Source organism: Polaromonas sp. (genome assembly GCF_035638815.1).
In the GTDB taxonomy this organism is placed as follows: domain Bacteria; phylum Pseudomonadota; class Gammaproteobacteria; order Burkholderiales; family Burkholderiaceae_C; genus Polaromonas.
On sequence record NZ_DASQZG010000009.1, the window covers coordinates 160,453 to 184,907 of the forward strand.

A 24,455-nucleotide genomic window follows, 5' to 3' on the forward strand; every position below is an offset into this window, starting at 1 on the left:
TCTTGGTCACACGGCGGGCACAAAGCGCTGGCTGCGGCGCAGCGCCAGGGCGCCGTCGCCTGCGAGCCACAGCGCAAGCGATGCGACGACCAGAAAAACCGGGTACTCCCAGCCACCGCCCTTGTTGGTAAACAGCCAGCCGTTGGCAAAGTGCACCGACGCCGCCACAGCCATGACAGGCGCCAGTGCCAGCGACACCTGCCGTGCGTAAACACCAAACAATATGGCCGCGCCGCCCAGCAGCTCTGCAGCAAACACGGGGTAAGCCAGGAAGCCGGGAATGCCCACGCTTTCAAAAAACTGTGCGGTGCCCGCCAGCGTGAAAACGAATAACTTCAACAAGGCATGGGCGATCCACATCACGCCCAGGCTGATGCGGAGCAGGCTCACGCCGTAGTCGGCGGTGTTGGTGGTTTGAATTTGGGTCATTGCGTTTCTCCATTGGGTAAGTTGATGGAGCTAATGTAGTATTGCAATTACGCAATGAAAATAGGCGCACACGCAAACCATGACTGCACAAACGCAATACAAACTCAGTGCCCCGGATGTAGAGGTGGTGCTGGCCCTGGTGCGCACCAAGACGCTGGCAGAGGCGGGTGAACGGCTTGCCGTAGATGCGTCTACCGTGTTCCGCTCGCTGCAACACATTGAGAAAGGGCTGGGCCAGCGCTTGTTTGAGCGGTCGCGCACGGGCTATCAAGCGCTGGAGCTGGCGCAGGTGCTTGCCACGCACGGTGAGCAACTTGAAGTGCAGCTGGAGTCCGCGCGCTCTGCCGCGCAAGCGGAGCCAGAGCAGGTGTCCGGCAGCGTGCGCATCACCACCACGGACACCATCCTGCACGGGCTGGTGGCACCGGCACTGAAGCTGCTGTTGCCAACCCACCCCCTGCTCAGTTATGAGCTGCATGCCGGCAATGAGCCGGCCAGCCTGACGCGGCGCGACGCGGACATTGCCGTGCGTGCCACGCGCCGCCCGCCACAACACCTGGTGGGCAAACATGTGGGGCCGATTCGCATGGCTGTGTATGCCGCTAAAAAAAGCAGGCTCAAGCGCCTTGACGCAGACATGGCCAGCACCGCCAACTGGATTGCACCGGACGACGCACTGCCCGACCACCCTTCTGTGGCGTGGCGCAAAAAGCACTTTCCCAGGGTGATGCCGCGCTACCGGGTCAACAGCATCCTCACGGTGGCAGAGTTGGTGGCGCAAGGCGTGGGCATCGGCCTGATGCCGATGTTCATGGCAAACGGCCGATCTGACCTGGTGGCGCTGACAGCGGCGCTGGACGAGTGCCAGACAGAACTCTGGCTTTTGACGCACACCGAATCACGCCACCTGCGGCGGGTGTCTACGGTGTTCAGCCACTTGGCGAAACACATGGTGTTGACTTAGGCGCGTGGCGTACAAATCTATGTGAGCAATACGCCGCCGGGCCCTATTTGCTATCAATTGGATAGCTGGTTGCGCCCGCCAAAAAAGGGCTAGAGGCTAATTTGATGCACAAACTCGCCTCAAAAACCCAAAACCCTGATACGGCTGATCGCGCGGCGCAGGGCTTGGGTCAGCGCTGCCTTAAAGCTGTGCGCCCGGGCCGACGACCTCTACGGGAGTCGTGGGCGGGTAGAGGGTGGCCAGCACTGCCTGCACGGCTGCCATGAGCACGGGCTCCGCCTCGGACGCGATGGCATCTGTGGCCGCCCCCTCCCTGGCGGACCAGAGACGCGACAGCGCCTCCTCTCGCTGCTGGATCTCTTTGGCCAGCTCTCTTTCCCAGGCATCCCGGGGTCCCCGCATGTCGGCATGCACCCTGACCGAATTGGAAACCTCCAGATACAGCAGCAGGGCAGCTTCCGTCAGACGCCTCATCACATCGGCATCAACACCCTTCTTGTGCCGCAGCGCGGTCACCCAGCCGATGCCGGCTCCCAGAAGCGCACCCAGCGCAGTGCCCGCGCCCAGGGTCAAAAATCCCGTCGATGCATCCACCACTGCACCCACGCTGGCGCCGGTCGCAGCGCTGGCCGCAGTGAGCGACTTCTTCCCCATGGTGGAGGCGGGGGAGTTGTACTGCACCACTTGTCCGGCCAGTGCCAGACCTGTCGCCCGGTCCAGGCGATGTATTTGCTGCAAGGCCAGAAACAGTTCGTCCCTCGCTTTTTCGATGGCCGTTACCGAGCCGTCGCCGTTGATGTGGACCGCAATGCCGGTCAGGCAGGTCGCCACTGCCGTCATGCTGCGTTCAAGGCGCTGTTGTTGCCCGTGCTGCAGCTTGCTCTCAAGGCGATCCCACCCCGCCTGGGAACCGGAGCCCGTTGCAAGCGCCAGGGCCCGCGTCAACACCGGCCACTGTGGCCAGCTGTTCGTCAATCGATAAGCCGGAACCACCACGGAGGGCAGACCGGACCAGACGGGTGGCACGGGCTTTTCAAGCAGTCCACCGGTATCGGTAGACAAAACGCAGTCCACCGGCGAAGCGGCGACTGGCTCTTCGACCCACTGCAGGCGATCTCCCTCGGGCGTCGAGATCGCCAGTTGCTGCGCCAGCGGATCGTCCGCCACCAGCCGTGCCAGGCCGAAAAACTGCGCATGCGTCGCGGCACTGGCAAAGGCCAGACCGATCTTCAAGTGGACGCGCCGCATGGAGGCCAGAACGCCCTGGTAATACGGCGCAGAAAGATCCAGCCGCAGCTGGTGGCTCGCTGTGCGGGCGCGCACGGCGGACCAGGCGGCAAGCAGCAAGCGCGGCAGAATGACCAGCAAGGCCGTTAACCCGACGTACATCCAGACCCAACGCGCGCCGGCCACACTGTCGTTCTGGAAGTTGCGCAATGCCGTCACTTCACCCAGAGTGAGCGGTGTGAGATTGAACACCCGGGTCGGCAGCCAGAAAATCAGGTCCAGCAGGCGGTGCACGGTTTCTGCACTCAAAAACGTGCTTTCCCAGCCGACCTTGTACTGAACAAACAATCCGCGGCCCGCCAGCGACAAGGCGACGCCTGCGCCCCACGCCGCGGCAGAAACATGCAGCACGGTTTTCAGGCAATGGGCGTTGAGGTGGCCGGCCACAAGCTGCCAGCGCTGATGGAAACCGGACATCACTCTGGCGCTGGGCCCGGGCTGACGCGAGCGCCAGCTATCGACCTGCTGGAGCAGGGAAGATAGCCACGATGCGCGCGCCAGCGGTTTTGACCGCAAAGCCAGTACGGCCAGCACGCCATAAACCACCAGATTGAAGCCGATGATGATCAACAAGGGCGCAGACAGCAGGTCGACCCGATGGGGATTGCCGATACGGTCGGTGGCGAAGCCTGCCAGCAAGGCCAGCACCGGGAGCGCCAGCATCAGCCTGGTACTCAGGGTGCCAGGGCGTTGCAGTGCAGCCAAGGCCGGATGTTTTGCCGCCAGCAGATCCACCAGGTGTCTGGCACGTGTGGCAAGCAGCTGATCATCGGGGACAACACGGCCATCTGCCGAAATCTGGCCGAGCTCATTCATGGCCGCCAATGCAGCAGCCTTGCGCGCGGCCAGGTCCACCAGATCACCCCGGGGGTCATCGTTCTCCAGCGCCTGCGCTAGCACGGTTGTGCGGGCCCGGTGCTCAGTTTCAGTCATCGGAGAGCGTCCGGAGCGAAGCAAGTGTTCACAACATGCCTGGCAAGGCTGCCATGTCGGTGAAGATCAGGCTGGCGCCGGCTTCGATCAACGCAGCAGGCGCGTCATGTCCCGCTTCTGCCGGGCTGTAGCCGAAGACCGTGGCGCCGGCCGCAATGCCGGCCATCACGCCGGTGACCGTGTCTTCGATCACCGCGCAGCGTTTGGGGTCCACACCCAGCGCGGCAGCGGCGGCCAGGTACACATCAGGGGCGGGTTTGGAGCGCGGCATTTCGTGGCCGCTGAAAATGTGGCCTTTGAAGTAAGGCATGAGGCCACACTTTTCCAGTTGCATTTCCACCTTGAAGCGGTCCGCGCCTGACGCACAGGCAATGCGTCCGTTGCTCAGCTTGTGGATTTTCGCCACAGCTTCAACGGCCCCATCAATGGCGACAAGGCCTGCAACCAACCCCTGGTTGCGGCGTTCCCGGAACTCGTCAAGCCATTCGGAGGTGAGCGGTTTACCAGTGTTGGCCTCAATCAGGACCGTCTGGTCGATGACCGCCTTTCCAACAAAAAGTCGCATGCACTCAGCCGGGCTGAGCTTCCAGCCAGCCTCTTCAAGCATGTCGCGCAAAACACCGTTGGTGATGGGCTCGCTGTCTACCAGCACACCATCACAATCAAAAAGCACAGCTTCAAAACGCACTGATGTTCTCCATGTTCAACGCCGCGATGGGCGCCATGGATGTGATTGTAGAAGTGGCAGGAACGCCCACCTGCCATCAGGCTAAATACGAGACGCGGCAATGCGCGCCTTTTCCAGCCACGCCTCGCGCTGCGCCGGCTTGGAGCCCAACACTGGCCCAAAGCTCAACACCTTGACCGGTTTGATTCCGCAAAACTCCAGCGTGGTTTTCCGCATCTGGTGAATAGCGGGCATGCGGTAAATCCACCTGAAATACCAGGGCGGCGTGTCCATGGTTGCCAGGATGTGGGCTGAGCGCCCTTTCAAAAGCTGGTCTGGAAACGCAGCGCCTGCGCGGTACTTGAAAGCAAAGCCTGGCAGAAATGCCCGATCGAGAAAGCCCTTCAACAGCGCAGGCACGCCGCCCCACCAGATCGGGAAAACAAAACACAGATGCTCGGCCCATTGAATGGCCTCTTGCGCCAACACCAGGTCGGTCTCCACTTGCTGGATTTTCTTGAACCCCTCGTGCAGAACCACATCAAACTTCAAGTCGCCCAGCCGCAGCAACCTCACTTCATGGCCAGCTTGTTCAGCGGCATGAACGTATTCGCCCGCCAGCGCGCCGCAAAAACTATCGCTTGAAGGGTGACCCAAAATCACCAGAATCTGTTTGCCCATGTTGCCCTGCCCTTAAGTAAAAGAGTCAGGGTAAAGCTTGCCCCTTGGGGCAGAGTCAAGAACTTTTTTTGCGGCGCAAAGGTGCGTCAGCTTCGCAGGCCTGACCGATGTTGGCGGCGGTATCAGGACATGAGCGGATTTCTGCGTCTATCAGCTTCAGCTGTTCGTCCAGGCTGCGCAGCCCGTTGATTTCCTGCTGGATGCTTTCCCGCTTGCGCGCGATTTGTTGCGACAGACCATCCCAGTCAGGCTGGTTTGAATCACCTTGCAGGACAAGGTGAAGATCCGCCAGACGAAAACCCAGCGCCTGCGCCTGCCGGATCAGCTTGACCTGCCTGACGTCGTCATCTGAGTACACCCGATAGGACCCGGCGCGGTTGACCTTGCCCAGCAGGCCCAGCCCTTCGTAATGCCGGACCGCCTTGGGTGATGCGCCCGTCAACCGTGCTATTTCTCCGATGAACATGGGCCTCCAGATGATGCTTGTGTGGTTTCAGCCGCCGGTCACTCACAGCGTAACGCTACTTTTTTGATAGCTACTTGCGCCCGTACTTAAAGGGCGAACGGCCGTTTTGATCAACAACTGCCGGCGGATAACGCCCAGCAGCACATACGCCTGAAGCAGGGATTGTAGAAGTCGCGATGCCCTGATCTTCTAGAACACGACGCCGGCGCTGAGGATGACATTGGCGTAAGGGGTGAACTCGCCCGTGCGCACAACCGCCCTCGCCTTTGCACAATGGAGTTTCAGGTCAGCGTGGCTGCAAACCTGCCTCACGGTGCCGTCCAGCGAAGAGGCAATCCATTTGTTGAGCGGCGTATCCGCCTCGTCCAGCTCCGTGGCCACGATGTACGACTCGACACGCAGCTCGGAAAGAACCGCGGCAAGCACAACCTGCAGGCTGGGCGTGCCCGGGGAGACGGCCAGATCAATCACCGGCACGCCCGGCGGTACGGGTAAACCGGCATCGCCGATGACCAGTGTGTCCCCATGGCCCATTGCAGCTACCAGCCCCGAAAGGGCTGCGTTAAGCAAGGCTGTTTTCTTCACGGCGGATTTCCATGGTTGCAAGTTCTGCGCGTTTTGGCATGGACGGCATGGCGCCAGCGCGGGTCACGCTCAGCGTGGCGGCCGACTGCGCGAACAGGGCTGCTGCCTTCAGCGTCATTTGTTCGGCCAATCCCACCGCAAAAGCCCCGATAAAGGTATCGCCAGCGCCTGTGGTGTCCACCGCCTTCACCGCCTCCGGCTGCGATGCCCAGTTGACCGTGGCGTTGGCCATCTCGATGCCTTGTTCACCCAGCGTGACGATGCAACTTTGCGCGCCTGTTTGCAAAAGCTCTTTGGCTGTGAAAGCTGCCAGGCCAAATTCGTTTGCCAGCAGACGCGCCTCATGCTCGTTGGGCACCAGCACGGACACCTTCCGCAGCAGCGCAGGTGGCAGAGACACCACCGGCGCGGGATTGAGCAGCACCGGCACCCCGGCGGCGTGCGCGATCTCAATCGCATAGGCCACGGTCTCGGGCAGGATTTCCAGCTGAACCACCAGCACGGCCGCCTGCTCAATGCATTGACGATGCGCTTCCAGATGCTCAGGCAACAACGCATGATTGGCGCCGGCTGCCAGCGCGATGGCATTTGCCCCTGCACGGTCTACCAGAACCATGGCCACACCGGTTGCCACGCCTGGGACGGTTCGGACCATGGCTACATCTACACCCTCGCGGCGCAAGGTGGCCAGCGCGGTGGCGCCATTTTCATCAGCGCCCACGGCAGCAATCAACTCAACTCGCGCGCCCAGGCGCGAAGCAGCCACGGCCTGGTTGGCACCTTTGCCGCCAGTCCATTGCCGCAGCTCACCGCCATTGACCGTTTCGCCCGGCTGCGGAAGCCGGTCGCAGGTCAGCACCAGGTCATGGTTGATGCTGCCCAGCACAACGATGGAGCCGGTCATTTTTTCCCCTTGACGGCCGGCGCTGCGCACGATTCGCGCTCACGCAGCACGGGCTGAAGAAGGCGTTTTTGCAGCGCGCGCCCGGGTTCTGCAATCCGCTGCATGAGCAAATCGGCGGCCAGATGGCCGGTCTCGTGCTTGGGTTGCGCAACGGTGGTTAACGGCGGGTTGGTATGGCGGGCCAGAGCGATATCGTCAAAGCCGATGATTGAAAGGTCATCAGGGATACGCAGACCCCGATGCGCTGCCGCGCAGATTGCGCCAAAGGCCATCAGATCATTGGCCGCAAAAACGGCGGTGGCGTCGACGCCTTCTTCTGTCAACAGAGACAAGGTTGCGTCGTAACCACCGTCACTGGTGAAATCGCCTTCGCGCACCAGCGTGCTGTCAAAAGCGATGCCCGCTTCAGCCAGGGCCTTCTTGTACCCCGCCAGCCGCTGGCGCGCCGATGAAACCACCTGGGGACCGGCGATACACGCAATGCGGCGATGGCCCAGATCCAGCAGGTGTTTGGTAGCGATTTGGGCACCCGACTCGTGATTGACCTCCACAAGGTCGGCCATCAGGTCGTCAATCTCGCGGTCCACCAGGACTTGCGGCATGCGCAGCTGCCGAAGTTCACCAATCAAGTCAGGATCTGCGCCCGACGACACAACAATGAGTCCGTCGACCTGCTTTTCTGCCATGACGCGGACATAGACGCTTTGCTTTTGCGGGTCATCGTCTGTGTTGCACAACACCACGTTGAACCCGGAGGCAAAGCAGCGGTCCTCGATGCCGCGGATCATCTCTGCGAAGTAGGGGTTTGAGTTATTGGGAATCAGCATGCCCACCGTGTGTGTGCGGTTGCTTTTGAGGCTGCGCGCCAGTGCGCTGGGAACGTAGTCAAGCGCGATAACGGCTTTTTGGACACGGTCCATTGCATCAGGGCTGACCGTCCGCGTGCCGTTGATGACATGCGATACGGTCGTGACCGAAACGTTGGCGTGGGAAGCTACATCGCGAATGGTGATCATTTGCCCTGTCTCGCCAAACGTTGCCGCAACACGTCAAGAATAACGGCCAGGATGATCACGCCGCCGGTGACCATTTGCCGCAAGAAGTCGCTCATGCCCAGCAAGATCAGCCCGTTGGCCAGCACGCCGATGATGCACGCCCCCAGGAGCGTGCCGATGATGGAGCCCTTGCCGCCGTTCAGGCTGGTGCCGCCGATGATGACAGCCGCAATCGCATTCAGCTCAAAGCCGATGCCCAGGATGGGACTGGCAATGGTCAACCGCGTCATGTAGATGATGGCGCCGATGCCCACCGTGACACCGGCGATGACAAATGCGGTGATCTTGATAAAACGGACTGGGTGGCCCGCCAGGCGCACAGCTTCTTCGTTGTTTCCAACTGCATAAATGAGCCTTCCGTACACCGTGCGATTAAGCACGAACCAGCCCAGCGCAACCAACGCAAGCGCAACCAGAAAGATGGCGGGCATGCCGGCCACAGTGGCGTTGCCAAAGTCGTTGAACACATCGGGAAATTCGTAGATCGTACGTGCTTCTGTCCATTGCAGGGCCGCGCCACGTGCAATGTTAAGCATGCCCAGTGTGACGATGAAAGAAGGCACCGCCCAGAATGAAGAAATGGCGCCATTGACCAGCCCGCAAAGCGCTCCCACGGTGATGCTTGCCGCAACCGCCAAAATGATGGCGTGCGACTCGGAGAGTCCCTCCATCTTCAAAACCGTTCCTGCCACCACGGCGCAAAAGGCCATGACAGACCCAACGGACAAATCAATGCCGCCCACCAATATGACAAACGTCATGCCCACGGCAACGATGACGTTGATGGATATTTGCGTGAAGATGTTGGTGAGGTTGCCGGCGCTGAGGAATACGGGAGACAGCACACTGAAAACAACAACAAGGGCCAGCAACGCGAGGCCAATGCCGGATTCGCGCAGCACCGCCGCCACTTTGGTATTTACGGGCCCGCGGGACCCGTGGGTCAAATTTAAAGTTTGGTTAGTCATGCTGGTAGTGCCTCGGCGTTTGTCTCTTGTTGCTGCGTGTTCAGGTACTCGCTATATGCCATTTTCAGAATTTTTTCCTCGTCAAAATCCGTGCGCGCCACTTCCCCGGCGATGGCGCCCTTGCTCATCACAATGATGCGGTCGCAAATTTCCATCAGCTCACGCAGATCAGAGGAGACCGCAATGATGGCCTTCCCCTGCGCCGCAAAATCCCGAAGCAGGTCGTGAATTTCGGCCTTTGCGCCCACGTCAACTCCGCGGGTGGGCTCGTCCAGGATCAACACCTGGGGGTCCCTCTGAAGCCATTTCGCCATAACCACTTTTTGCTGGTTGCCGCCTGACAACTTGCCCGCAAGCTGAACGACATTGGTGCAGCGGATGCCCAGCGCCCTGACTTTGTCCTGCGCCTGCGCTCGCTCGGTCGCCTTGTTCATGAAACCGCCGTGCGACACCTTGCCCAACGCCGCAAGACTCATGTTGGCAGCGATGCTCATATCCAGAATCAGACCTTCATCTTTTCGATCTTCTGTGAGCAGGCAGATACCGTGCGCCAGGGCGTCGCCAGGTCGGCGGATCTTCACCACTTTGCCGTCACGCAGCAGCTCGCCGCCGGCAGCGGTGTCAGCGCCCGCAAGGGCTCTGACAAGCTCGGTGCGGCCTGAGCCAACCAGACCCGCAATGCCCAGGACCTCCCCGTAGCGCACGCTCAGGTTTTTCGGGGTCGACACTGCAGACGCCTGAACGCGCAGGTTGCGCACCTCCATGGCAATGGGCCGATTGTCGATCTCCGGTGCCCTTGAATGCAGCGATGCCGCAGCCGCAAGGCTTCTTCCCACCATCAGTTTGACAAGATCGTCTGTGCTGGTGCTGGCGATGTCACGGGTGGCGACGTGTTTCCCGTTGCGCAGCACGCTCACGCGGTCACATATTGAAAAAATCTCCTGCAGGTGATGCGTAACGAAGATGACAGTCACGCCCTGCGCCTTGAGCTCAGCCAGAATCTTCAGCAACTGCTGGGTTTCCTTCGGGGTCAGTGTGGCGGTCGGCTCGTCCATGATGACGATGCGGCTGCGCCCCGACAGGGCCTTGGCAATTTCAATGAGCTGGCGATGCGCCATGCCCAGGCCGGCCACACGCTGCCTGGGCGAGAGATGGGGCAGACCTACTCTGGCCAGCAGCTCGCGCGCACGCTCCTCCTGCTCCGCCCGGTTGACCACACCAAACCGGTTGCGCGGCAGATGCTCGAACAGGATGTTCTCGGCCACCGAGAGCTCATCGAGCATCTGCAGCTCCTGATGAACCACCCGGATGCCCGAGCGCAAACCGTCGAGCGGCGACCGCGGGCGATACGGCTCGCCGTGCAGCAGCATGCTTCCCTCGTCGGAGCTTTCGGCCCCGCAGAGGATTTTGATGAGCGTGCTTTTGCCGGCCCCGTTTTCGCCAGCCAGCCCGTGAATCTCGGCACTGCCAACGGTCAGGTCAACGGCGTCGAGCGCGCGCACGCCGGAGAACGATTTTCCGATCGCCGAAAGTTGCAGGGCTGGCAGGTGGGTCACAGCATCAGCCCTTGACGTTTTTGGAAGTCACCAGCTCAATGGGGGTCTTGATCCAGCCCTTGAGTGGCTTCTTGTCCTTGCGTGCTTTCAGGCCATAGTCGATGGCGTTGGCGGCCATTTCGCTGCCGAACTGATCAACCGTTGCCAGCACTTTGCCCTGGCGGATCAGCGGACGAATCGCGGGGATGTTGTCGAAGCCCACCACCTTGATCTGACCCGACTTGCCAGCGGCATCAATCGCCTTGGCCACGCCCAGAGCCATCGAATCGTTGGCAGCCATCACACCCTTGATGTCCGGGTTGGCGGTGAGCATGTTGGTGAAGAGCGCGTTGGCTTGTTCGGTTTCCCAGTTGGCGGTTTGCGATGCAATCACATTGAGTTTGCCTGCCTTGGCGGCATCCTCGAAACCGAGTTTGCGTTGCAAGGCATTGTCGGCACCGGGGTTGCCCTCAATGATCACGACCTTGGCGCCAGCGCCCAGCACTCGTGCCAGCTCATCGCCAGCCAGACGCGCGCCAGCGCGGTTGTCGGGGCCGACGAACGCAAGGTCCAGACCGGCTTTCTTCATGGCGGCCTGGTCGAGGGCGACGTCGAAGTTAACGACGGTGATGCCGGCTTTCAGGGCCTTGGCGATGGGCGCAACCATGGCGCGCGAATCCGCGGGAGCCACCACAATCACATCAAATTTTTGCGTGACAAAGTTTTCGACCGCAGCGGTTTGCGCGTCGAAGTCGGTCTCAGACTGCATGCCTACGGGCTTGAGTTCGAAGTCGCCGCGTTTTTTCTCGTGCGCAATGGCGCCTTCGGTCATGTTCTTGAAAAACTCATTGGCAAGCGACTTCATCACCAGGCCAACCTTGGGCTTGGTTTGGGCGATGCCCATGGGTGCGTAGGCTGCAAGAAGAACTGCGGTTGCCAATGCCACCACCTTGCGTCGGGGAAAAGTATTCATGTTGTCTCCTGTTTCGTGTGAACGGCATTGTGGAGCCGCAATTACCAAGTTTGCGCAAACGTTTGCGCAAACGTTTGCTATTACAAGTGTTCGGGCTTAACGAGTCAACTCAGTGAAAACCCGAGTCGACCTCTGCCGCGAGGATTTTCGCTGCTGCGGCTGATGCCTGGTTAGAGATCGATTGACCATCCGCCCGCGCTATCGCGCGTCGCCGTCCACGTAGTACCAACGGCCTTGCTCATTCACAAAACGGCTGAGTTCGTGCAAACGCAGCGCCGGTTTACCTGGCAACTTCTGCCGGGCGACAAACTCAACTTCTGAATGGGTGTTGTCCAGCTGGCGATGCTGCCGCACTTCAAGACCCAGCCATTTCACACCGGGCTCAAACGCAATGCTCGGCGGCCGCTGGCTGGTATGCCAGGTGGCCAGCAGATAGTCTGCCCGCTCCATCACAAACGCCGTGTAACGCGAGCGCATCAGCGCATGGGCATCGGGTGCAGGTGTCAGTGCAAAGTCGTTGATGAAGGGGCCGCAGCAACTGGCCAGCTCAAGCGCCTTTTTTGACGTGCCGATACGGCCACAGGGGCACGGCAGCATCAGCTTTTCCTGGCCTTGCGCTCTTCCAGTGTTTCAGTCGGCGCATTCTGCTTTTGCCATTCGGCATAACCACCATCGATGTGCGCCACATTGCGCATGCCCATGTCCTGCAGGGTTTTGGCGGCAAGGGCGCTGCGCCAGCCAGCACCGCAAAACAGGATGAACTCTTTGCCCTCGTCTGCAAACAGCGGCTTGTGATACGGCGAGGCCGGATCCACCCAAAACTCCAGCATGCCGCGCGGCGCGTGGTAGCTGCCAACCACCGTGCCAGCACTGAGCTCGCGCACGTCACGGATGTCGACAAGCTGCACCTTGGGGTCATTGAGCCTGGCCTTCACTTCGTCAACGCTGTACGTCGTGACCTGCGCCATGGCCTCATCGACGAGAGCGCGGAATCCTTTGGTGATGGGCATGGTTTTCTCCTGCTGATGGATGGGCCAGCCCAGTTTAGGCTGCTTCTGTAAGTGGAAAGTCATCCCGGGCGTGACCCGGGATCCATGCGGCAAGCTCCACTGCCGCCGGTATGCATGCATGGATCCCCGGTCAAGCCGGGGATGACAGCCTATTAAGCCAATGCTCTTTGAATGATGATCTTCTGCACGTCGCTCGTGCCCTCATAAATCTGGCACACCCGCACGTCCCGGTAGATGCGCTCCACCGGAAAGTCATTCACATACCCATAACCACCCAGCGTCTGGATGGCAGCGCTGCAGACTTCTTCGGCCATCTCGCTGGCAAAAAGCTTGGCCATGGCGGCCTCTTTCAAACACGGCAATCCCGCGTCGCGCAGGCTGGCTGCGTGCCAGATCAACTGGCGTGCGGCTTCAATTTTGGTGGCACAGTCGGCCAGACGGAAACCCACCGCCTGATGGTTGAAGATGGCCGTGCCAAAACTTTGGCGTTCTTTGGAATAGCTGAGTGCAAACTCAAACGCGCTGCGAGCCATGCCCACGCTCTGCGCGGCAATGCCAATACGGCCGCCCTCCAGCGCACCCAGGGCGATGCGGTAGCCCTCACCTTCTGCGCCAATGAGGTTCTCGACCGGGATGCGGCAGTTGTCAAAATTGATCTGCGCGGTGTCGCTGCTGTGCTGGCCCAGTTTGTCTTCAAGTCGCGCCACCACATAGCCGGGCGCGTCAGTGGGCACCATGAAGGCGCTCATACCCTTTTTGCCGGCGCCCTTGTCCGTCATGGCAATGACCACTGCCGCATGGCCGTTTTTGCCGCTGGTGATGAACTGTTTGACGCCGTCGATCACATAGCTGTCGCCCTCCTTCACCGCGGTGGTGCGCAGACCTGATGCGTCGCTGCCGACATGAGGCTCGGTCAGACAGAACACACCCAGCATCTCGCCCTGTGCAAGGGGCGTGAGCCACTGCTTCTTTTGGGCCGCGTTTCCATAACGCATCAGGATGGCGTTGACCGGGCAATTGGTCACGCTGATGGCAGTGCTGGTGCCGCCGTCGCCAGCGGCAATTTCTTCCAGCACCAGCGCCAGCGTCAGGTAGTCCAGATTGGCGCCGCCAAACTCTTCAGGCACACAGATGCCGTAAGCACCGAGCGCTGCCAGGCCTTTGTGTGCCTCCACCGGAAAGTGGTGCTCCTTGTCCCACCTGGCTGCGTGAGGCCAAAGCTCGGCCTGCGAAAAATCCCGCACCGCGTCGCGGATCATTTCCTGGTCTTGTGTCAGCAACATGTTAGGGCCTGCTCATACCTACCAGGCCAAGGCCTGGCCGTCGTGGTTGATGAAAGTGCCATTGTGGTCCGCACGCAGGCTGGCCACGGTGGTGCGCATATCAGCAACGCTTTGCGTGACATCGAGATCCGCGCCCGCCCCACCCATATCGGTCTTGACCCAGCCGGGGTGCATCGCAACGCAAATGGCTTTGCCCTGCACGCCAAACGATATGTCTTTAACCACCGAGTTGACGGCGGATTTGGACGCGCGGTACAGCCAGCTGTCGCCATTGGTACGCAGCCCGATAGAACCCATGCGGGATGACAAGACCACCAGGCGGGCGTCAGGCGCCAGAACCTCGACGAGTTGCGGCAGAACGCGCATGGGCGCCAGCACGTTGGTGCGCATCACCAGGTCAAACTCCGCTTCGGGAGGCGGGTCACCCGCATTGCCACCCGCCAAAATTCCGGCGACATACAGCGCGACGTCGATCTTTTCGCCATCGAGTTGCCAGGCCAGGCCGCTGACACTCGCCGGGTCGGCCACATCAAGCTTGAGGGCTTGGGCGCCCAGTGCCGTCAGGCGCGCCAGGCCCGCCGCGTTACGCGCACTGGCGATCACGCGCGCGCCGTCCGCGCGATACTGGCGCACAAACTCCAGGCCGATGCCGCGCGATGCGCCGATGACGAGGACCGTGCTCATGCCGTACGTCTATGCATCAAATTGACCTCCAGCCCTTATCCGACGGTCGCAAGCAGCTACTGTATTTATAGCAACTCCAGTGCCAGCGCCGTACCTTCACCGCCGCCAATACACAGGGTGGCAACGCCCTTCTTCAAGCCCCGCGCCTGCAGCGCGTGAATCAGCGTGACGATGATGCGTGCGCCGCTGGCACCGATGGGGTGGCCGAGAGCGCATGCGCCGCCGTTGACGTTGACGATGTCGTGGCTGATGCCAAGCTCCTTCATCGCGGCCATGGGCACCACGGCGAAGGCTTCATTGACTTCCCACAGGTCCACGTCTTTCACGCTCCAGCCAATTTTCTTGAGCAGCTTGTTGACAGCGCCCACCGGTGCGGTGGTAAACCACTCGGGCTCTTGCGCAAAGGTGGCGTGACCGACGATGCGGGCAATCGGCTTGGCGCCCAGTTCCTTGGCGGTCGACTCGCGCGCGAGCACCAGCGCGGCAGCGCCGTCGTTGATGGACGAACTGGAAGCGGCGGTGATGGTGCCTTCTTTCTTGAACGCTGGCTTGAGCGTAGGGATCTTGTCGAGCTTGACCTTGCCGGGGCCTTCGTCGATGGAGATCACGGTGTCGCCGCTGCGGCCCTTGACGGTGACAGGCGTGATCTCGGCCTTGAATGCACCTGACTCGGTAGCCGCCTTGGCGCGGTTGACGCTGGTGGTGGCAAAGGCGTCTTGCGCCTCGCGGGTGAATTTGTATTTGTCAGCGCACTGCTCGCCAAAGGTGCCCATGGCGCGGCCGGGTTCGTACGCGTCTTCCAGACCGTCAAGCATCATGTGGTCATAGATGCGGTCATGGCCGATGCGCACACCACTGCGGCCCTTGAGCATCAGGTGCGGTGCGTTGGTCATGCTCTCCATGCCGCCGGTCACCATCACATCGCGGCTGCCCGCCACAAGCTGGTCGTGCGCAAGCATGGTGGCTTCCATGCCGGAACCGCACATCTTGGACAAGGTGACTGCACCAGTGCTCGCGGGCAGGCCACCCTTGAAGCCGGCCTGGCGTGCGGGCGCCTGGCCCTGCCCGGCCATCAGGCAGTTACCAAAAAGGACTTCGTCCACTTTTTCAGGCGCGATACCTGAACGCTCAATGGCGGCTTTGATGGCCGCACCGCCCAGATCGTGCGCGGCCAGGCTGGAAAAGTCGCCCTGAAAACCGCCCATGGGGGTGCGGGCGGCGCCAAGAATGACAACGGAGTCGGGGGTAGATGAAGACATGGTTTTCTCCTAAGTGATCAAACAGATTGAATGATTGCGCCGCGCTCTTCCTCAGCGACGCGCAGTATGTATTTCTGGAACGCCGGGTCTTCACCACGCAACAGCAGCGGCAAGGCGTTGAAGAAATTCTCGCGACGGCACCAGTCGCGGATGTAGTCGTCCCAGCTGTTCCAGCGCCGGGCTTCCACTTCCGACATGCTTTCCTTCCACGCCACGATATAGGCGCGCTCAAACAGGGAGACCAGCATTTCGTAAATGATCATGGTCCGCTCGGTCTGTTCAGCTGTCGGGTTTTCCAGCGCACCCAAGGTGCGAAGGTGCAGGTCGGGATTGGCCAGGACGACTTTCAGGAAGTCGTTGTAGGCGTCTGACAGCAACTGGTAGGCCTCTTCGTCTTCGTTGTCGCGCTCCTTGCGCTGCTCCATCGCAAAGAAAAAAATGGCAAATGGCAGGGCCAGCGCGGTCACCACAAAGCTGGCGTATTCCCACGCGTCTCTCATGACTGGCTCGCGGTTTTCTCAGGCGCGTACTTGCGTACAAAGCGCCGCTCCCGCTCGTAGGGAAACACGTCGTGCACATGGCCTGCGGCTATGCGCTCTTTGTGGCTTTGCCAGAAGGCCGCATCAAGCAAATCGGCGTGGTGCTTCATGAAAACTTCGCGCACCGCGTCGTTGCCCAGCAAGAACGGGCCAAATGTTTCGGGAAAAACATCCTTGGGTCCAACGGTGTACCAGACTTCGCCGCTCATTTCTTCTTCTTCGTTGCGCGGCGCAGGGACTTTGCGGAAGTTGCAGTCGGTGATGTATTCAATCTCGTCGTAGTCGTAAAACACAACCTTGCCGTGCCGCGTGATGCCAAAGTTTTTCCAGAGCATGTCCCCCGGGAAAATATTGGCTGCAACCAGATCCTTGATGGCGTTGCCGTACTCAACAACGGCGCGCTCAATCTGCCCTTTGGCAAAGGGCTCCTCGACACCGGTGTCAAAGGCCTCCTGCAAATAGATATTGAGCGGAATCATGCGCCGCTCGATATACACGTGTTTGATGATGACTTCGACATTTCCATCAGCATCGCGGTCGCTTATCTCGAGCTGGCTGGGTGCAAACTTTTCAATCTCGGCAATCAGCTCGTCATCAAAACGTACGCGCGGAAAGGCGACTTCGCTGTACTCCTGCGTATCGGCCATGCGGCCCACACGGTCATGCTGCTTCACCAGCAGGTACTTGCCCTTGATCTGCTCGCGCGTGGTGTCTTTTTGCGGCGGGTAGTAGTCCTTGATGACCTTGAACACATACGGAAAGGACGGCAGGTCAAACACCAGCATGACCATGCCCTTGATGCCGGGCGCAATGCGAAACTTGTCGGTGGAGTGGCGCAGGTGGTACAGAAAGTCGCGATAAAAAAGCGTCTTTCCCTGCTTGGCCAGGCCCAGCGCGTTGTAAATCTCGGCGCGTGGCATGCGCGGCATCATGCTGCGCAGAAACTGCACATAGGCCGATGGAATGCCCATCTCAACCATGAAGTAGGCACGCGCAAAACTGAAGAGGATGAGCAGGTCGTCTTCGCCGATCAGCATGGCATCGATCACCAGCTTGCCGGACTTGCCGTGCAGCAGGGGCAGTGCAAAGGGCAATTCACTGAAGCCGTTGATCAGCTTGCCAACGATATAGGCGCCTTTGTTGCGAAAGAACAGGCTGGACAGCACCTGGATTTGAAAGTTGGCGCGCAGCTTGACGTCGCCCAGGCGGGTCGTCATTTCCTCGACCACATAGGCCGCATCGCGCGGCAGGTCTTCAAATTCGAGGCGAAGATCGAAGTCCTGCACCATGCTAACCATGTGCTCTTGCAGGGTTTCACGCTGCGGGTAATAGGCGCGGTAGGTCGGCTGGGCGGCGGGTTCGTCGTTTTCGATGTACTCGGTGCTGACCGCGGGCCGCACAAAAATGAAATCGTTCTGGAAATAGCTGCGGTGCAGGATTTTGGTGGTGACCGAGTTGAAAAAAGTCTCGGCCAGCTCGGGCTGATGGTGGTTGACCAGCAGACCGATGTAATGCAGCTTGATCTGCTGCCACACGTCCATGGGCTGGTCCCCGGCCTTGAACTCGCGCTCCAGCCGCATGGACGCTTCGCGCACGCGCAGGTCGTAAAACTCAATCCGCTCGCGCTGGGCCCGCTGCTGGCCATGCCAGTCTGCCGTCTCAAAACGGTGCTTGGCGCGTTGGGATTCTGTACGAAACAGCTGGTAGTGGCGGTTGAACCCATCCATCATCGCTTTGGCGATGTCGTAGGCGAGGACGGAGTCGAGGCGCTGGGGAAACATGGCGGTCAGGACGCGCGTCGTGAATCCCACACGCGCTCAACAGCGGCGCGGTAGAAGCCGTCAAGCTCCGCGGGGTTGGCGATGGTCATTTTCAGATCCTGCAGCAAACCGTCGTGTACACCAAAAGCCCAGCCATGGATGCTCACCTGCTGGCCTTTGGCCCAGGCATCCACCATGACGGTGCTCACGCAAACATTGACCACCTGCTCAATCACATTGAGGTCGCACAAGGCGTCAGCCCTCACATCTTCGGACAAACTGTCCAGCAGTTGCCGGTGGCGATGCCGCACGTCCTGGATATGGCGTATCCAGTTGTCGGCAAGGCCAATGCGCGCACCATCCAGCGCAGCCTTCACGCCGCCGCAGCCATAGTGGCCGACCACCATGATGTGTTCCACCTTGAGCATTTCCACCGCAAACTGAATCGCCGACAGCGCATTGAGGTCAGAGTGCACCACGATGTTGGCTACGTTACGGTGGACAAACACCTCACCGGGCTCCAGCCCGGTGATCTGGTTGGCCGGCACCCGGCTGTCAGAGCAGCCGATCCACATGTATTTGGGTTTTTGCTGTTTGACCAGGCTGGTAAAAAAACCGGGGCGCTCGCGCTCCATTTGCCCGGCCCAGGCGCGGTTGTGGGAGAAAAGGTCGTTGATGGATGAAGTCATGACGCTATTGTGGCCTGAGCGCTTTACATGGTCTCGGCAAACAGCTCGCGCCCGATCAGCATGCGGCGGATCTCGCTGGTGCCTGCGCCAATTTCATACAGCTTGGCGTCGCGCCACAGCCGGCCCAACGGATATTCGTTGATGTAACCGTTACCACCAAAAATCTGCACGCCCTCGCCCGCCATCCACGTGGCTTTTTCGGCGCACCACAAGATGACCGACGCGCAGTCCTTGCGGACCTGGCGCACATGGTCTGTGCCCAGCATGTCCAGGTTTTTGGCCACGGTGTAGGCAAAAGAACGCCCGGCCTGCAGCACGGTGTACATGTCAGCAACCTTGCCCTGGATCAGCTGGAACTCGCCAATGCTCTGGCCAAACTGCTTGCGGTCGTGGATGTAGGGGATGACGTTGTCCATGACAGACTGCATGATGCCCAGCGGCCCGCCGGTGAGCACCGCGCGCTCGTAGTCGAGGCCGCTCATCAGCACTTTGGCGCCACCGTTCAGGTTGCCCAACACGTTTTGCGCGGGCACTTCCACGTTGTTGAACACCAGCTCGCCAGTGTGTGAGCCGCGCATGCCCAGCTTGTCGAGCTTTTGCGCAACTGAGAACCCTTTCATGCCTTTTTCGATCAGGAAAGCGGTGACGCCCCGCGCGCCCAGCTCGGGCTCGGTCTTGGCGTAGACCACCAGGGTGTCAGCGTCGGGGCCGTTGGTAATCCACATCTTGCTGCCGTTGAGCACGTAGAAACCGCCCTTGTCTTCGGCCTTGAGTTTCATGCTGATGACATCGCTGCCCGCGCCGGGCTCGCTCATGGCCAGCGCGCCCACATGCTCGCCGCTGATGAGTTTTGGCAGGTATTTTTTGCGCTGCTCTTCGCTGCCGTTGCGCTTGATCTGATTCACACACAGGTTGCTGTGCGCGCCATAAGACAAGCCCACCGAGGCGCTGGCTCGACTGATTTCTTCCATGGCGATCATGTGCGCCAAGTAACCCATGTTGGCGCCGCCGTACTCTTCGCTGACGGTGATGCCAAGTACGCCGAGGTTGCCCATCTTTTCCCACAAGTCCATGGGGAACTGATCGTTGCGGTCTATCTCGGCGGCGCGAGGTGCAATCTCGGCCTGGGAAAATTCGCGCACCGCATCGCGCAGGGCGTCTATGTCTTCGCCGAGCTGAAAGTTGAGTCCGGGCAGATTGTTCATGGGTGTCTCCTTGTTTCTGATTTTTTCAGTTCAATTTTTTACGTCGGCACGGCCGACGATGGTCATGAGCGTTGCGCTCATGGTGGCGATGAGTTTTTCACGGCTCTCATCAATGGCATAAGCACGCCCTTCGGTCACTGTCACCGTGCGCCCCGGTTTGATCACTTGCCCCACCATGCGAAAGCGCTGCCCTTTGGCCGGGGCCAACAGGTTGATTTTGTATTCGATGGTCAGGATGCCCGCGTCTGCAGGCATCAAGGTAAAACCGGCGTACCCGCAAGCCGAATCCAGCGCCGTCGCCACTATGCCGGCGTGCAAAAAGCCGTGCTGCTGCGTCAGGCTGGCGGCCCAATTCAGCTCAATGACCACCCTGCCCGGCTCGATTTTCGCAAGCGACGCACCCAAAGTTGCCATTGCACCCTGAAGCGCAAAGCTGGCCTCTACGCGGGCGGCGTAAGCAGCGTCCTTGGGTTCAAACTGGGGTGTATCCATGGGCCGAGTTTTGGAAAATTTGATTGACGTTTACGTAAACGTCAATTATGGCTCATTTTGCCGTTTTCCCGCTTGGCTTGGTGTGTTTGGCAAGCAGCGCACGGGTTTCTTTCTCGTGGGTTCTCACTTCGTCCAGCGTCGTTTTCAGGTCCGCCATTTGTGCGTCGAGCTCCGCGCGGTGCTCGGCCAGGATCACCAGGAATTTTTTCAGCTGGGGAACCGTGTCGCGTGGTGAGTCGTACATGTCGATCAACTCTTTGGCCTCTGTCAGGCTGAGGCCCAGGCGCTTGGCGCGCAGGGTCAGCTTGAGCCGCGTGCGGTCGCGCGCGGTGTAGACCCGGTTGCGCCCACCGGGCCCCTCACGCTTGGGCTGCAGCAGCCCCATGTCTTCGTAAAACCGGATGGCGCGCGTGGTGAGGTCAAACTCTTTGGCCAGATCGCTGATGGAATGCGTGGTGCTTGCCATGGTGTGCAACCCTGGGGACAGGGCCCTTAGGAATAACTCAGGTGTAATCGAACGCTTATAGTTACGTTGACGTAAACGTCAATTACCGGTGATCTTACAAGATGAATGCCCAGGAAGCCCAGCTGCACTACCCCCTTGGCGATGTTTTGCCACCCTCTGGCGGCTCCATCGAAATAGCGCCGGGCGTCAAATGGTTGCGCATGCGTCTTCCCTTCGTGCTGGACCATATCAACCTGTGGCTGCTGCGCGATGAGCTGGACGGTCCCACCGGCAAAGTACAGGGATGGACAGTGGTGGACTGCTGCATCAGCAAGGATGAGTCCAGGGCGCAGTGGGAGCAGATTTTTGCAAACGAGCTGGAAGGCTTGCCAATCCTGCGGGTTATCGCCACACACATGCACCCCGACCACCTGGGCCTGGCGCAATGGTTGTGCGAGCGGTGGAACGCGCCCCTGTGGATCAGCGCCACTGACTACAACGTCGCCCGCATTGCCATCCTGAGCAACACGGGTTTTGGCGGGGACAGTGCCGCGAGTTTTTTTGCAGCGCATGGGCTGCTGGATGCAGATTCACTCGAACAAATCAGGGCGCGCGCGAACTACTACCCGAGCATGGTGCCAGCCGTGCCCAGCCGTTATTGCCGCATGATGGACGGACAGATCATCGCGATTGGTGGGCGCGACTGGCGCTGCATCAGTGGCTACGGTCACGCGCCGGAGCACATGGCACTGTCCTGCGCAGAACTAAAGGTGCTAATTTCTGGCGACATGGTGCTGCCCCGCATCTCCACCAATGTCAGCGTGTACGACATTGAGCCCGAGTCCAATCCGCTGACGCTGTTTTTGCAGTCCATTGATAAATTCAGCGACCTGCACGCGGACACCCTGACCCTTCCCTCACACGGCAAGCCCTTCAAAGGCTTACACACGCGCATCGCCCAGTTGCAGGAGCACCACCGCGACCGCTTGGCCGAGGTCATGCAGGCCTGTCAGGCCAGCCCCTGCAGCGGGGCAGATATTTTGCCGGTGATGTTCAAGCGTCCGCTCGATCTTCATCAAACCACTTTTGCCATGGGAGAAGCGGTGGCGCATCTGCACACCTTGTGGTTTGAGGGAAAGCTAAGGCGCGTGCTAGGCGGGGACGGCATTTACCGTTTTCAAGTGGCATGAAGAAAATGCCTTGCTAGGGGTTTCTCACTTGGCGATGGCAATGGAATTTTCGTTTTGCCCTTTAGCGACGGAAATAGTTTGCTATTGAATACATAGCATCTCTCTGTCAACCGTCTCTATCCACTACTGCGGAATCGACATGAAAAAACTCGCCCCGGCGTTGTCGGCGGTCGTGCCCCAAACTTCCCCGCCATGCTGCTCAGCCACACGCTTGACAATGGCAAGCCCCAGCCCACCACCCGGGAAGTCGGCTGACGAATGCAGCCGCTGAAAAGCGGTAAATAGCTTGCCTGCGTAAGCGGCGTCAAACCCGACGCCGTTATCCGAGACAAACAACACCGTGAGATCCGGCTGCTCGCCGGCCATTAAGCCCACCTTGATCCAGCCTTCATCTTTTTTGGACGTGAACTTCCAGGCGTTGTCGATCAGGCATGACAAGGCTGTTATCAGCTGGGCTTTGTCACCCACCAATGCCAGGGCAGGTGCAATCTCCAGCACGACCTTGCGGTGGGGCTCGCGCTTGCGCAGGCCGGCGATCAAACGCTGGCAAACCGGCACCATATCGACCGGCTCCGGATTCATGCCCTGCCGCGAAAGGTGCGTCAGGGTACGCAAGTCATCAATCAGTTTTGCCAGCTGCTGGGTGCTGACCCGGATACGCCCCAGGTAATGTTTCCCCTGTTCGTCAAGCGCGGACGAGTACTTCTCAGCAAGCGTCTTGGCAAAGCCGTTGACCACATGCAATGGCGCTTTGAGATCGTTGGACATGGCAAAGGTAAAGTCCTCCAGCTCGCGCTGAGTACGCTGTACTTCGCCGGCAAATTGCTCGACGCGCCGCTCCAGCTCTTCATTCAGCCGCCTGAGCTGACCATCGGCGATGTGCCTCGCGCCCACGTCCACCACGTTCACCAGCACAGCAGGCCGATCAAGCCACTGCACGCTGCTGCACGCCAGCTCGACCAGCACCCGCTCTCCATCGCTCTTCTTCTGCGTGCAAAGCCGCATCTCCTGCTGAAAGGCAACTTGCGGAAGTGAGCTCAACAGGGCCTCGCCCTCTCCGTCAAAAAAAAGTTCTTCCAGCGCCAGGTTTTCCATCTGGTCCTGATCCATGCCGTAAAGAGCCGAGGCTGCCTTGTTTCCCGCGATAAGCCGCTTTGAGTATGGGTCGAGCAGCCACATCCCCAGGGGATTGGAGTCGAACAGGCTCTCGTTGGCATACTCGCTGTCTTCAAGCAGCAATGCGGTGCGGCGTGCATCACTAAGGTCACGCAGGTTGATAACTGTGCCGGTGGTGTGCCGGCGAAGCGTGTACTCCACCCACTGGTTTTCAAAGGCGTGGTGCCCGACAAATGTGTAGGTGCCGCCGTTCTGCAGGTCCAGCTCTGCCTGGCTGCGATGCTCTTCGACCAGCTCTTCCGGGATGACTTCCCAAAAATCGGCTCCGGTCAGATTCTCCAGCGAAGAGTGAAGCAGCTCGCGGGCATGTCTGTTGATGACGGTGATGGCACCGTTCTCGTCCAGCAGGACGATGCCCTGGGTTGCCAGTTCCAGACCCGCCTGAAAAACCTCGGGACTGCTCAGCGCTTGCCCGGCGAGGTAATCAGATGCCAGTGCGAGGGATCGCCTGCGGTTTTTGAATCGCGCGGTCAACCAGGCTTTGAGAGTCTTCAATTTGCCCGGGCCCGGAAGAGGTTTGCAGTTTGAAGGTCAGCACCGCGCTGACAACGGCGCTAGCGCCACTTGCGGTTGGCAACCAGCAAGGCCGTGATGTAACCGTGCAACCAGTCAAAGTTGATGGGTTTTTCAAGGTAATGGGAGTTGGGTGGGAGCCCGCCTCTTTCCTTGACCGCCTCTTTGGGCAGGCCACTGATCACCAGGATCTGCATGGATGCCAGCTGCTGGTTGCGCTTGAGGGCGCGCAGCATTTCCATGCCGTCAACACCGGGCATGTTCAGGTCCGTGATCAAAAGCTCGGGCTGCATACTGGCAATGTCCATCAGAGCTTCAAGTGCCGAGGGCATGAAACTGCAGTCCACGGCCAGGTCCCACTCTTCAAATTGGGCTCTATACAGTTCGCGCGCAGCCTCGTCGTCTTCAACGACCAGCACGCTGAGTCGATGGCGCGGGTCGGAATCCACCTGCCCCAGCTGAGGGCTGTTTTTTTGCAGATAGCTGTTGATGGCGCGCAACGACAGCCGGCGATGGCCGCCTAAAGTCTTCCACGCCTCGATCTCACCCTTCTCAACCAGCGACTGGACCGTCGCTACCGACAAACCCAGCAGCTTGGCTGCATACGTGGTGCCGCAATAGTCATCACTCGAAAAATCGCTTGCCGTGATGGCATTTTCAAAAGTTTGGGGCTCGCGTGACATAACAAGTGTCCAAAAAAACGTACTACTAAAGCGGTATTACCAAATACCGAATACAAAGGGGCAGCACCAACCATAAACAA

At 59.9% G+C, this 24,455-nt stretch carries 26 protein-coding genes; 2 read left to right on the plus strand and 24 right to left on the minus strand.

The genetic code is table 11. The features are described from left to right. Positions 1-6: 6 nt before the first annotated feature. On the minus strand, positions 7-429 hold the full coding sequence (locus VE934_RS04695; RefSeq protein WP_324884823.1) for a DoxX family protein: 423 nt from the start codon (positions 427-429) through the stop codon (positions 7-9). A gap of 79 nt (positions 430-508) precedes the next feature. Here VE934_RS04695 and VE934_RS04700 point away from each other — a divergent pair, with 79 nt between their 5' ends. Next, entirely contained in the window at positions 509-1,393 is an 885-nt protein-coding gene (locus VE934_RS04700) for a LysR family transcriptional regulator (protein WP_324884825.1), read from the plus strand. Positions 1,394-1,573: 180 nt separating this feature from the next. Here the strand turns inward: VE934_RS04700 and VE934_RS04705 are convergent, their stop codons facing one another. From VE934_RS04705 to VE934_RS04805, 21 genes are all read right to left on the minus strand, one after another. Next, positions 1,574-3,613, minus strand: coding sequence for a DUF2868 domain-containing protein (locus tag VE934_RS04705; RefSeq protein WP_324884827.1), 2,040 nt, complete (start codon positions 3,611-3,613; stop codon positions 1,574-1,576). Positions 3,614-3,641: 28 nt separating this feature from the next. Further along, the gene (locus VE934_RS04710; RefSeq protein ID WP_324884829.1) at positions 3,642-4,301 is read right to left on the minus strand and encodes an HAD family phosphatase; all 660 of its coding nucleotides are present in this window, start codon (positions 4,299-4,301) and stop codon (positions 3,642-3,644) included. Positions 4,302-4,382: 81 nt separating this feature from the next. Beyond that, positions 4,383-4,961 (minus strand): NAD(P)H-dependent oxidoreductase, encoded by a 579-nt coding sequence (locus VE934_RS04715; RefSeq protein ID WP_324884831.1) that lies wholly within the window; start codon positions 4,959-4,961, stop codon positions 4,383-4,385. A gap of 55 nt (positions 4,962-5,016) precedes the next feature. Next, positions 5,017-5,427, minus strand: coding sequence for a MerR family transcriptional regulator (locus VE934_RS04720; protein ID WP_324884833.1), 411 nt, complete (start codon positions 5,425-5,427; stop codon positions 5,017-5,019). 189 nt (positions 5,428-5,616) lie between these two features. Continuing rightward, positions 5,617-6,012, minus strand: a complete 396-nt coding sequence (gene rbsD, locus VE934_RS04725) for a D-ribose pyranase (protein WP_324884835.1) — start codon at positions 6,010-6,012, stop codon at positions 5,617-5,619. After that, the gene (rbsK, locus tag VE934_RS04730) at positions 5,990-6,916 is read right to left on the minus strand and encodes a ribokinase (RefSeq protein WP_324884837.1); all 927 of its coding nucleotides are present in this window, start codon (positions 6,914-6,916) and stop codon (positions 5,990-5,992) included. Before rbsK ends, rbsD begins: the two co-directional genes overlap by 23 nt. After that, complete coding sequence (locus VE934_RS04735; protein ID WP_324884839.1) at positions 6,913-7,932, minus strand: LacI family DNA-binding transcriptional regulator; 1,020 nt, start codon at positions 7,930-7,932, stop codon at positions 6,913-6,915. The genes rbsK and VE934_RS04735 overlap by 4 nt, the downstream gene beginning before the upstream one ends. After that, entirely contained in the window at positions 7,929-8,939 is a 1,011-nt protein-coding gene (locus VE934_RS04740) for an ABC transporter permease (RefSeq protein ID WP_324884841.1), read from the minus strand. The genes VE934_RS04735 and VE934_RS04740 overlap by 4 nt, the downstream gene beginning before the upstream one ends. Further along, the gene (locus VE934_RS04745; RefSeq protein ID WP_324884843.1) at positions 8,936-10,495 is read right to left on the minus strand and encodes a sugar ABC transporter ATP-binding protein; all 1,560 of its coding nucleotides are present in this window, start codon (positions 10,493-10,495) and stop codon (positions 8,936-8,938) included. Before VE934_RS04745 ends, VE934_RS04740 begins: the two co-directional genes overlap by 4 nt. A 4-nt stretch (positions 10,496-10,499) precedes the next feature. Beyond that, complete coding sequence (locus tag VE934_RS04750; RefSeq protein ID WP_324884845.1) at positions 10,500-11,447, minus strand: sugar ABC transporter substrate-binding protein; 948 nt, start codon at positions 11,445-11,447, stop codon at positions 10,500-10,502. A gap of 198 nt (positions 11,448-11,645) precedes the next feature. Next, positions 11,646-12,044 carry a YchJ family protein gene (locus VE934_RS04755; protein WP_324884846.1) on the minus strand — a complete coding sequence of 133 codons (399 nt, stop codon included), beginning with the start codon at positions 12,042-12,044 and terminating at the stop codon, positions 11,646-11,648. Next, a complete protein-coding gene (locus VE934_RS04760; protein WP_324884848.1) occupies positions 12,044-12,457 on the minus strand; it encodes a rhodanese-like domain-containing protein in 414 nt (137 codons plus the stop codon). The genes VE934_RS04755 and VE934_RS04760 overlap by 1 nt, the downstream gene beginning before the upstream one ends. Before the next feature lie 152 nt (positions 12,458-12,609). Then, positions 12,610-13,740 carry an acyl-CoA dehydrogenase family protein gene (locus VE934_RS04765; protein WP_324884850.1) on the minus strand — a complete coding sequence of 377 codons (1,131 nt, stop codon included), beginning with the start codon at positions 13,738-13,740 and terminating at the stop codon, positions 12,610-12,612. An 18-nt stretch (positions 13,741-13,758) separates the two neighbouring features. Continuing rightward, positions 13,759-14,424 (minus strand): SDR family oxidoreductase, encoded by a 666-nt coding sequence (locus VE934_RS04770; RefSeq protein ID WP_324884852.1) that lies wholly within the window; start codon positions 14,422-14,424, stop codon positions 13,759-13,761. 65 nt (positions 14,425-14,489) lie between these two features. Beyond that, the gene (locus tag VE934_RS04775) at positions 14,490-15,683 is read right to left on the minus strand and encodes an acetyl-CoA C-acyltransferase (protein WP_324884854.1); all 1,194 of its coding nucleotides are present in this window, start codon (positions 15,681-15,683) and stop codon (positions 14,490-14,492) included. A 17-nt stretch (positions 15,684-15,700) separates the two neighbouring features. Further along, on the minus strand, positions 15,701-16,183 hold the full coding sequence (locus VE934_RS04780) for a hypothetical protein (RefSeq protein WP_324884856.1): 483 nt from the start codon (positions 16,181-16,183) through the stop codon (positions 15,701-15,703). Further along, positions 16,180-18,003 (minus strand): bifunctional isocitrate dehydrogenase kinase/phosphatase, encoded by a 1,824-nt coding sequence (aceK, locus tag VE934_RS04785; protein WP_324884858.1) that lies wholly within the window; start codon positions 18,001-18,003, stop codon positions 16,180-16,182. The genes VE934_RS04780 and aceK overlap by 4 nt, the downstream gene beginning before the upstream one ends. 5 nt (positions 18,004-18,008) lie before the next feature. Then, complete coding sequence (can, locus tag VE934_RS04790) at positions 18,009-18,671, minus strand: carbonate dehydratase (protein ID WP_324884859.1); 663 nt, start codon at positions 18,669-18,671, stop codon at positions 18,009-18,011. 23 nt (positions 18,672-18,694) lie between these two features. After that, positions 18,695-19,876: an isovaleryl-CoA dehydrogenase gene (locus VE934_RS04795; RefSeq protein ID WP_324884861.1), complete on the minus strand. Its 1,182-nt coding sequence runs from the start codon at positions 19,874-19,876 to the stop codon at positions 18,695-18,697. 30 nt (positions 19,877-19,906) lie between these two features. After that, entirely contained in the window at positions 19,907-20,368 is a 462-nt protein-coding gene (locus VE934_RS04800; RefSeq protein WP_324884863.1) for a PaaI family thioesterase, read from the minus strand. 52 nt (positions 20,369-20,420) lie between these two features. Continuing rightward, the gene (locus tag VE934_RS04805; RefSeq protein WP_324884865.1) at positions 20,421-20,834 is read right to left on the minus strand and encodes a MerR family DNA-binding transcriptional regulator; all 414 of its coding nucleotides are present in this window, start codon (positions 20,832-20,834) and stop codon (positions 20,421-20,423) included. 101 nt (positions 20,835-20,935) lie between these two features. Here VE934_RS04805 and VE934_RS04810 point away from each other — a divergent pair, with 101 nt between their 5' ends. Beyond that, on the plus strand, positions 20,936-22,003 hold the full coding sequence (locus VE934_RS04810) for an MBL fold metallo-hydrolase (RefSeq protein WP_324884867.1): 1,068 nt from the start codon (positions 20,936-20,938) through the stop codon (positions 22,001-22,003). A gap of 123 nt (positions 22,004-22,126) precedes the next feature. On the opposite strand, the gene VE934_RS04815 is transcribed toward VE934_RS04810, so the two are convergent. Both VE934_RS04815 and VE934_RS04820 read right to left on the minus strand, forming a co-directional pair. After that, positions 22,127-23,674 carry a sensor histidine kinase gene (locus VE934_RS04815; protein WP_324884869.1) on the minus strand — a complete coding sequence of 516 codons (1,548 nt, stop codon included), beginning with the start codon at positions 23,672-23,674 and terminating at the stop codon, positions 22,127-22,129. A gap of 59 nt (positions 23,675-23,733) precedes the next feature. Then, positions 23,734-24,375, minus strand: a complete 642-nt coding sequence (locus VE934_RS04820) for a response regulator (protein ID WP_324884871.1) — start codon at positions 24,373-24,375, stop codon at positions 23,734-23,736. Between the last annotated feature and the right edge of the window lie 80 nt (positions 24,376-24,455).

What these genes read in the sequence shown, in the direction of transcription:
- VE934_RS04695 (WP_324884823.1), bottom strand. Translation starts at nt 429, where the DNA reads ATGACCCAAATTCAAACCACCAACACCGCCGACTACGGCGTGAGCCTG.
- VE934_RS04700 (WP_324884825.1), top strand. Translation starts at nt 509, where the DNA reads ATGACTGCACAAACGCAATACAAACTCAGTGCCCCGGATGTAGAGGTG.
- VE934_RS04705 (WP_324884827.1), bottom strand. Translation starts at nt 3,613, where the DNA reads ATGACTGAAACTGAGCACCGGGCCCGCACAACCGTGCTAGCGCAGGCG.
- VE934_RS04715 (WP_324884831.1), bottom strand. Translation starts at nt 4,961, where the DNA reads ATGGGCAAACAGATTCTGGTGATTTTGGGTCACCCTTCAAGCGATAGT.
- VE934_RS04720 (WP_324884833.1), bottom strand. Translation starts at nt 5,427, where the DNA reads ATGTTCATCGGAGAAATAGCACGGTTGACGGGCGCATCACCCAAGGCG.
- rbsK (WP_324884837.1), bottom strand. Translation starts at nt 6,916, where the DNA reads ATGACCGGCTCCATCGTTGTGCTGGGCAGCATCAACCATGACCTGGTG.
- VE934_RS04735 (WP_324884839.1), bottom strand. Translation starts at nt 7,932, where the DNA reads ATGATCACCATTCGCGATGTAGCTTCCCACGCCAACGTTTCGGTCACG.
- VE934_RS04740 (WP_324884841.1), bottom strand. Translation starts at nt 8,939, where the DNA reads ATGACTAACCAAACTTTAAATTTGACCCACGGGTCCCGCGGGCCCGTA.
- VE934_RS04750 (WP_324884845.1), bottom strand. Translation starts at nt 11,447, where the DNA reads ATGAATACTTTTCCCCGACGCAAGGTGGTGGCATTGGCAACCGCAGTT.
- VE934_RS04755 (WP_324884846.1), bottom strand. Translation starts at nt 12,044, where the DNA reads ATGCTGCCGTGCCCCTGTGGCCGTATCGGCACGTCAAAAAAGGCGCTT.
- VE934_RS04760 (WP_324884848.1), bottom strand. Translation starts at nt 12,457, where the DNA reads ATGCCCATCACCAAAGGATTCCGCGCTCTCGTCGATGAGGCCATGGCG.
- VE934_RS04765 (WP_324884850.1), bottom strand. Translation starts at nt 13,740, where the DNA reads ATGTTGCTGACACAAGACCAGGAAATGATCCGCGACGCGGTGCGGGAT.
- VE934_RS04770 (WP_324884852.1), bottom strand. Translation starts at nt 14,424, where the DNA reads ATGAGCACGGTCCTCGTCATCGGCGCATCGCGCGGCATCGGCCTGGAG.
- VE934_RS04775 (WP_324884854.1), bottom strand. Translation starts at nt 15,683, where the DNA reads ATGTCTTCATCTACCCCCGACTCCGTTGTCATTCTTGGCGCCGCCCGC.
- VE934_RS04780 (WP_324884856.1), bottom strand. Translation starts at nt 16,183, where the DNA reads ATGAGAGACGCGTGGGAATACGCCAGCTTTGTGGTGACCGCGCTGGCC.
- aceK (WP_324884858.1), bottom strand. Translation starts at nt 18,003, where the DNA reads ATGTTTCCCCAGCGCCTCGACTCCGTCCTCGCCTACGACATCGCCAAA.
- can (WP_324884859.1), bottom strand. Translation starts at nt 18,671, where the DNA reads ATGACTTCATCCATCAACGACCTTTTCTCCCACAACCGCGCCTGGGCC.
- VE934_RS04795 (WP_324884861.1), bottom strand. Translation starts at nt 19,876, where the DNA reads ATGAACAATCTGCCCGGACTCAACTTTCAGCTCGGCGAAGACATAGAC.
- VE934_RS04800 (WP_324884863.1), bottom strand. Translation starts at nt 20,368, where the DNA reads ATGGATACACCCCAGTTTGAACCCAAGGACGCTGCTTACGCCGCCCGC.
- VE934_RS04805 (WP_324884865.1), bottom strand. Translation starts at nt 20,834, where the DNA reads ATGGCAAGCACCACGCATTCCATCAGCGATCTGGCCAAAGAGTTTGAC.
- VE934_RS04810 (WP_324884867.1), top strand. Translation starts at nt 20,936, where the DNA reads ATGAATGCCCAGGAAGCCCAGCTGCACTACCCCCTTGGCGATGTTTTG.
- VE934_RS04820 (WP_324884871.1), bottom strand. Translation starts at nt 24,375, where the DNA reads ATGTCACGCGAGCCCCAAACTTTTGAAAATGCCATCACGGCAAGCGAT.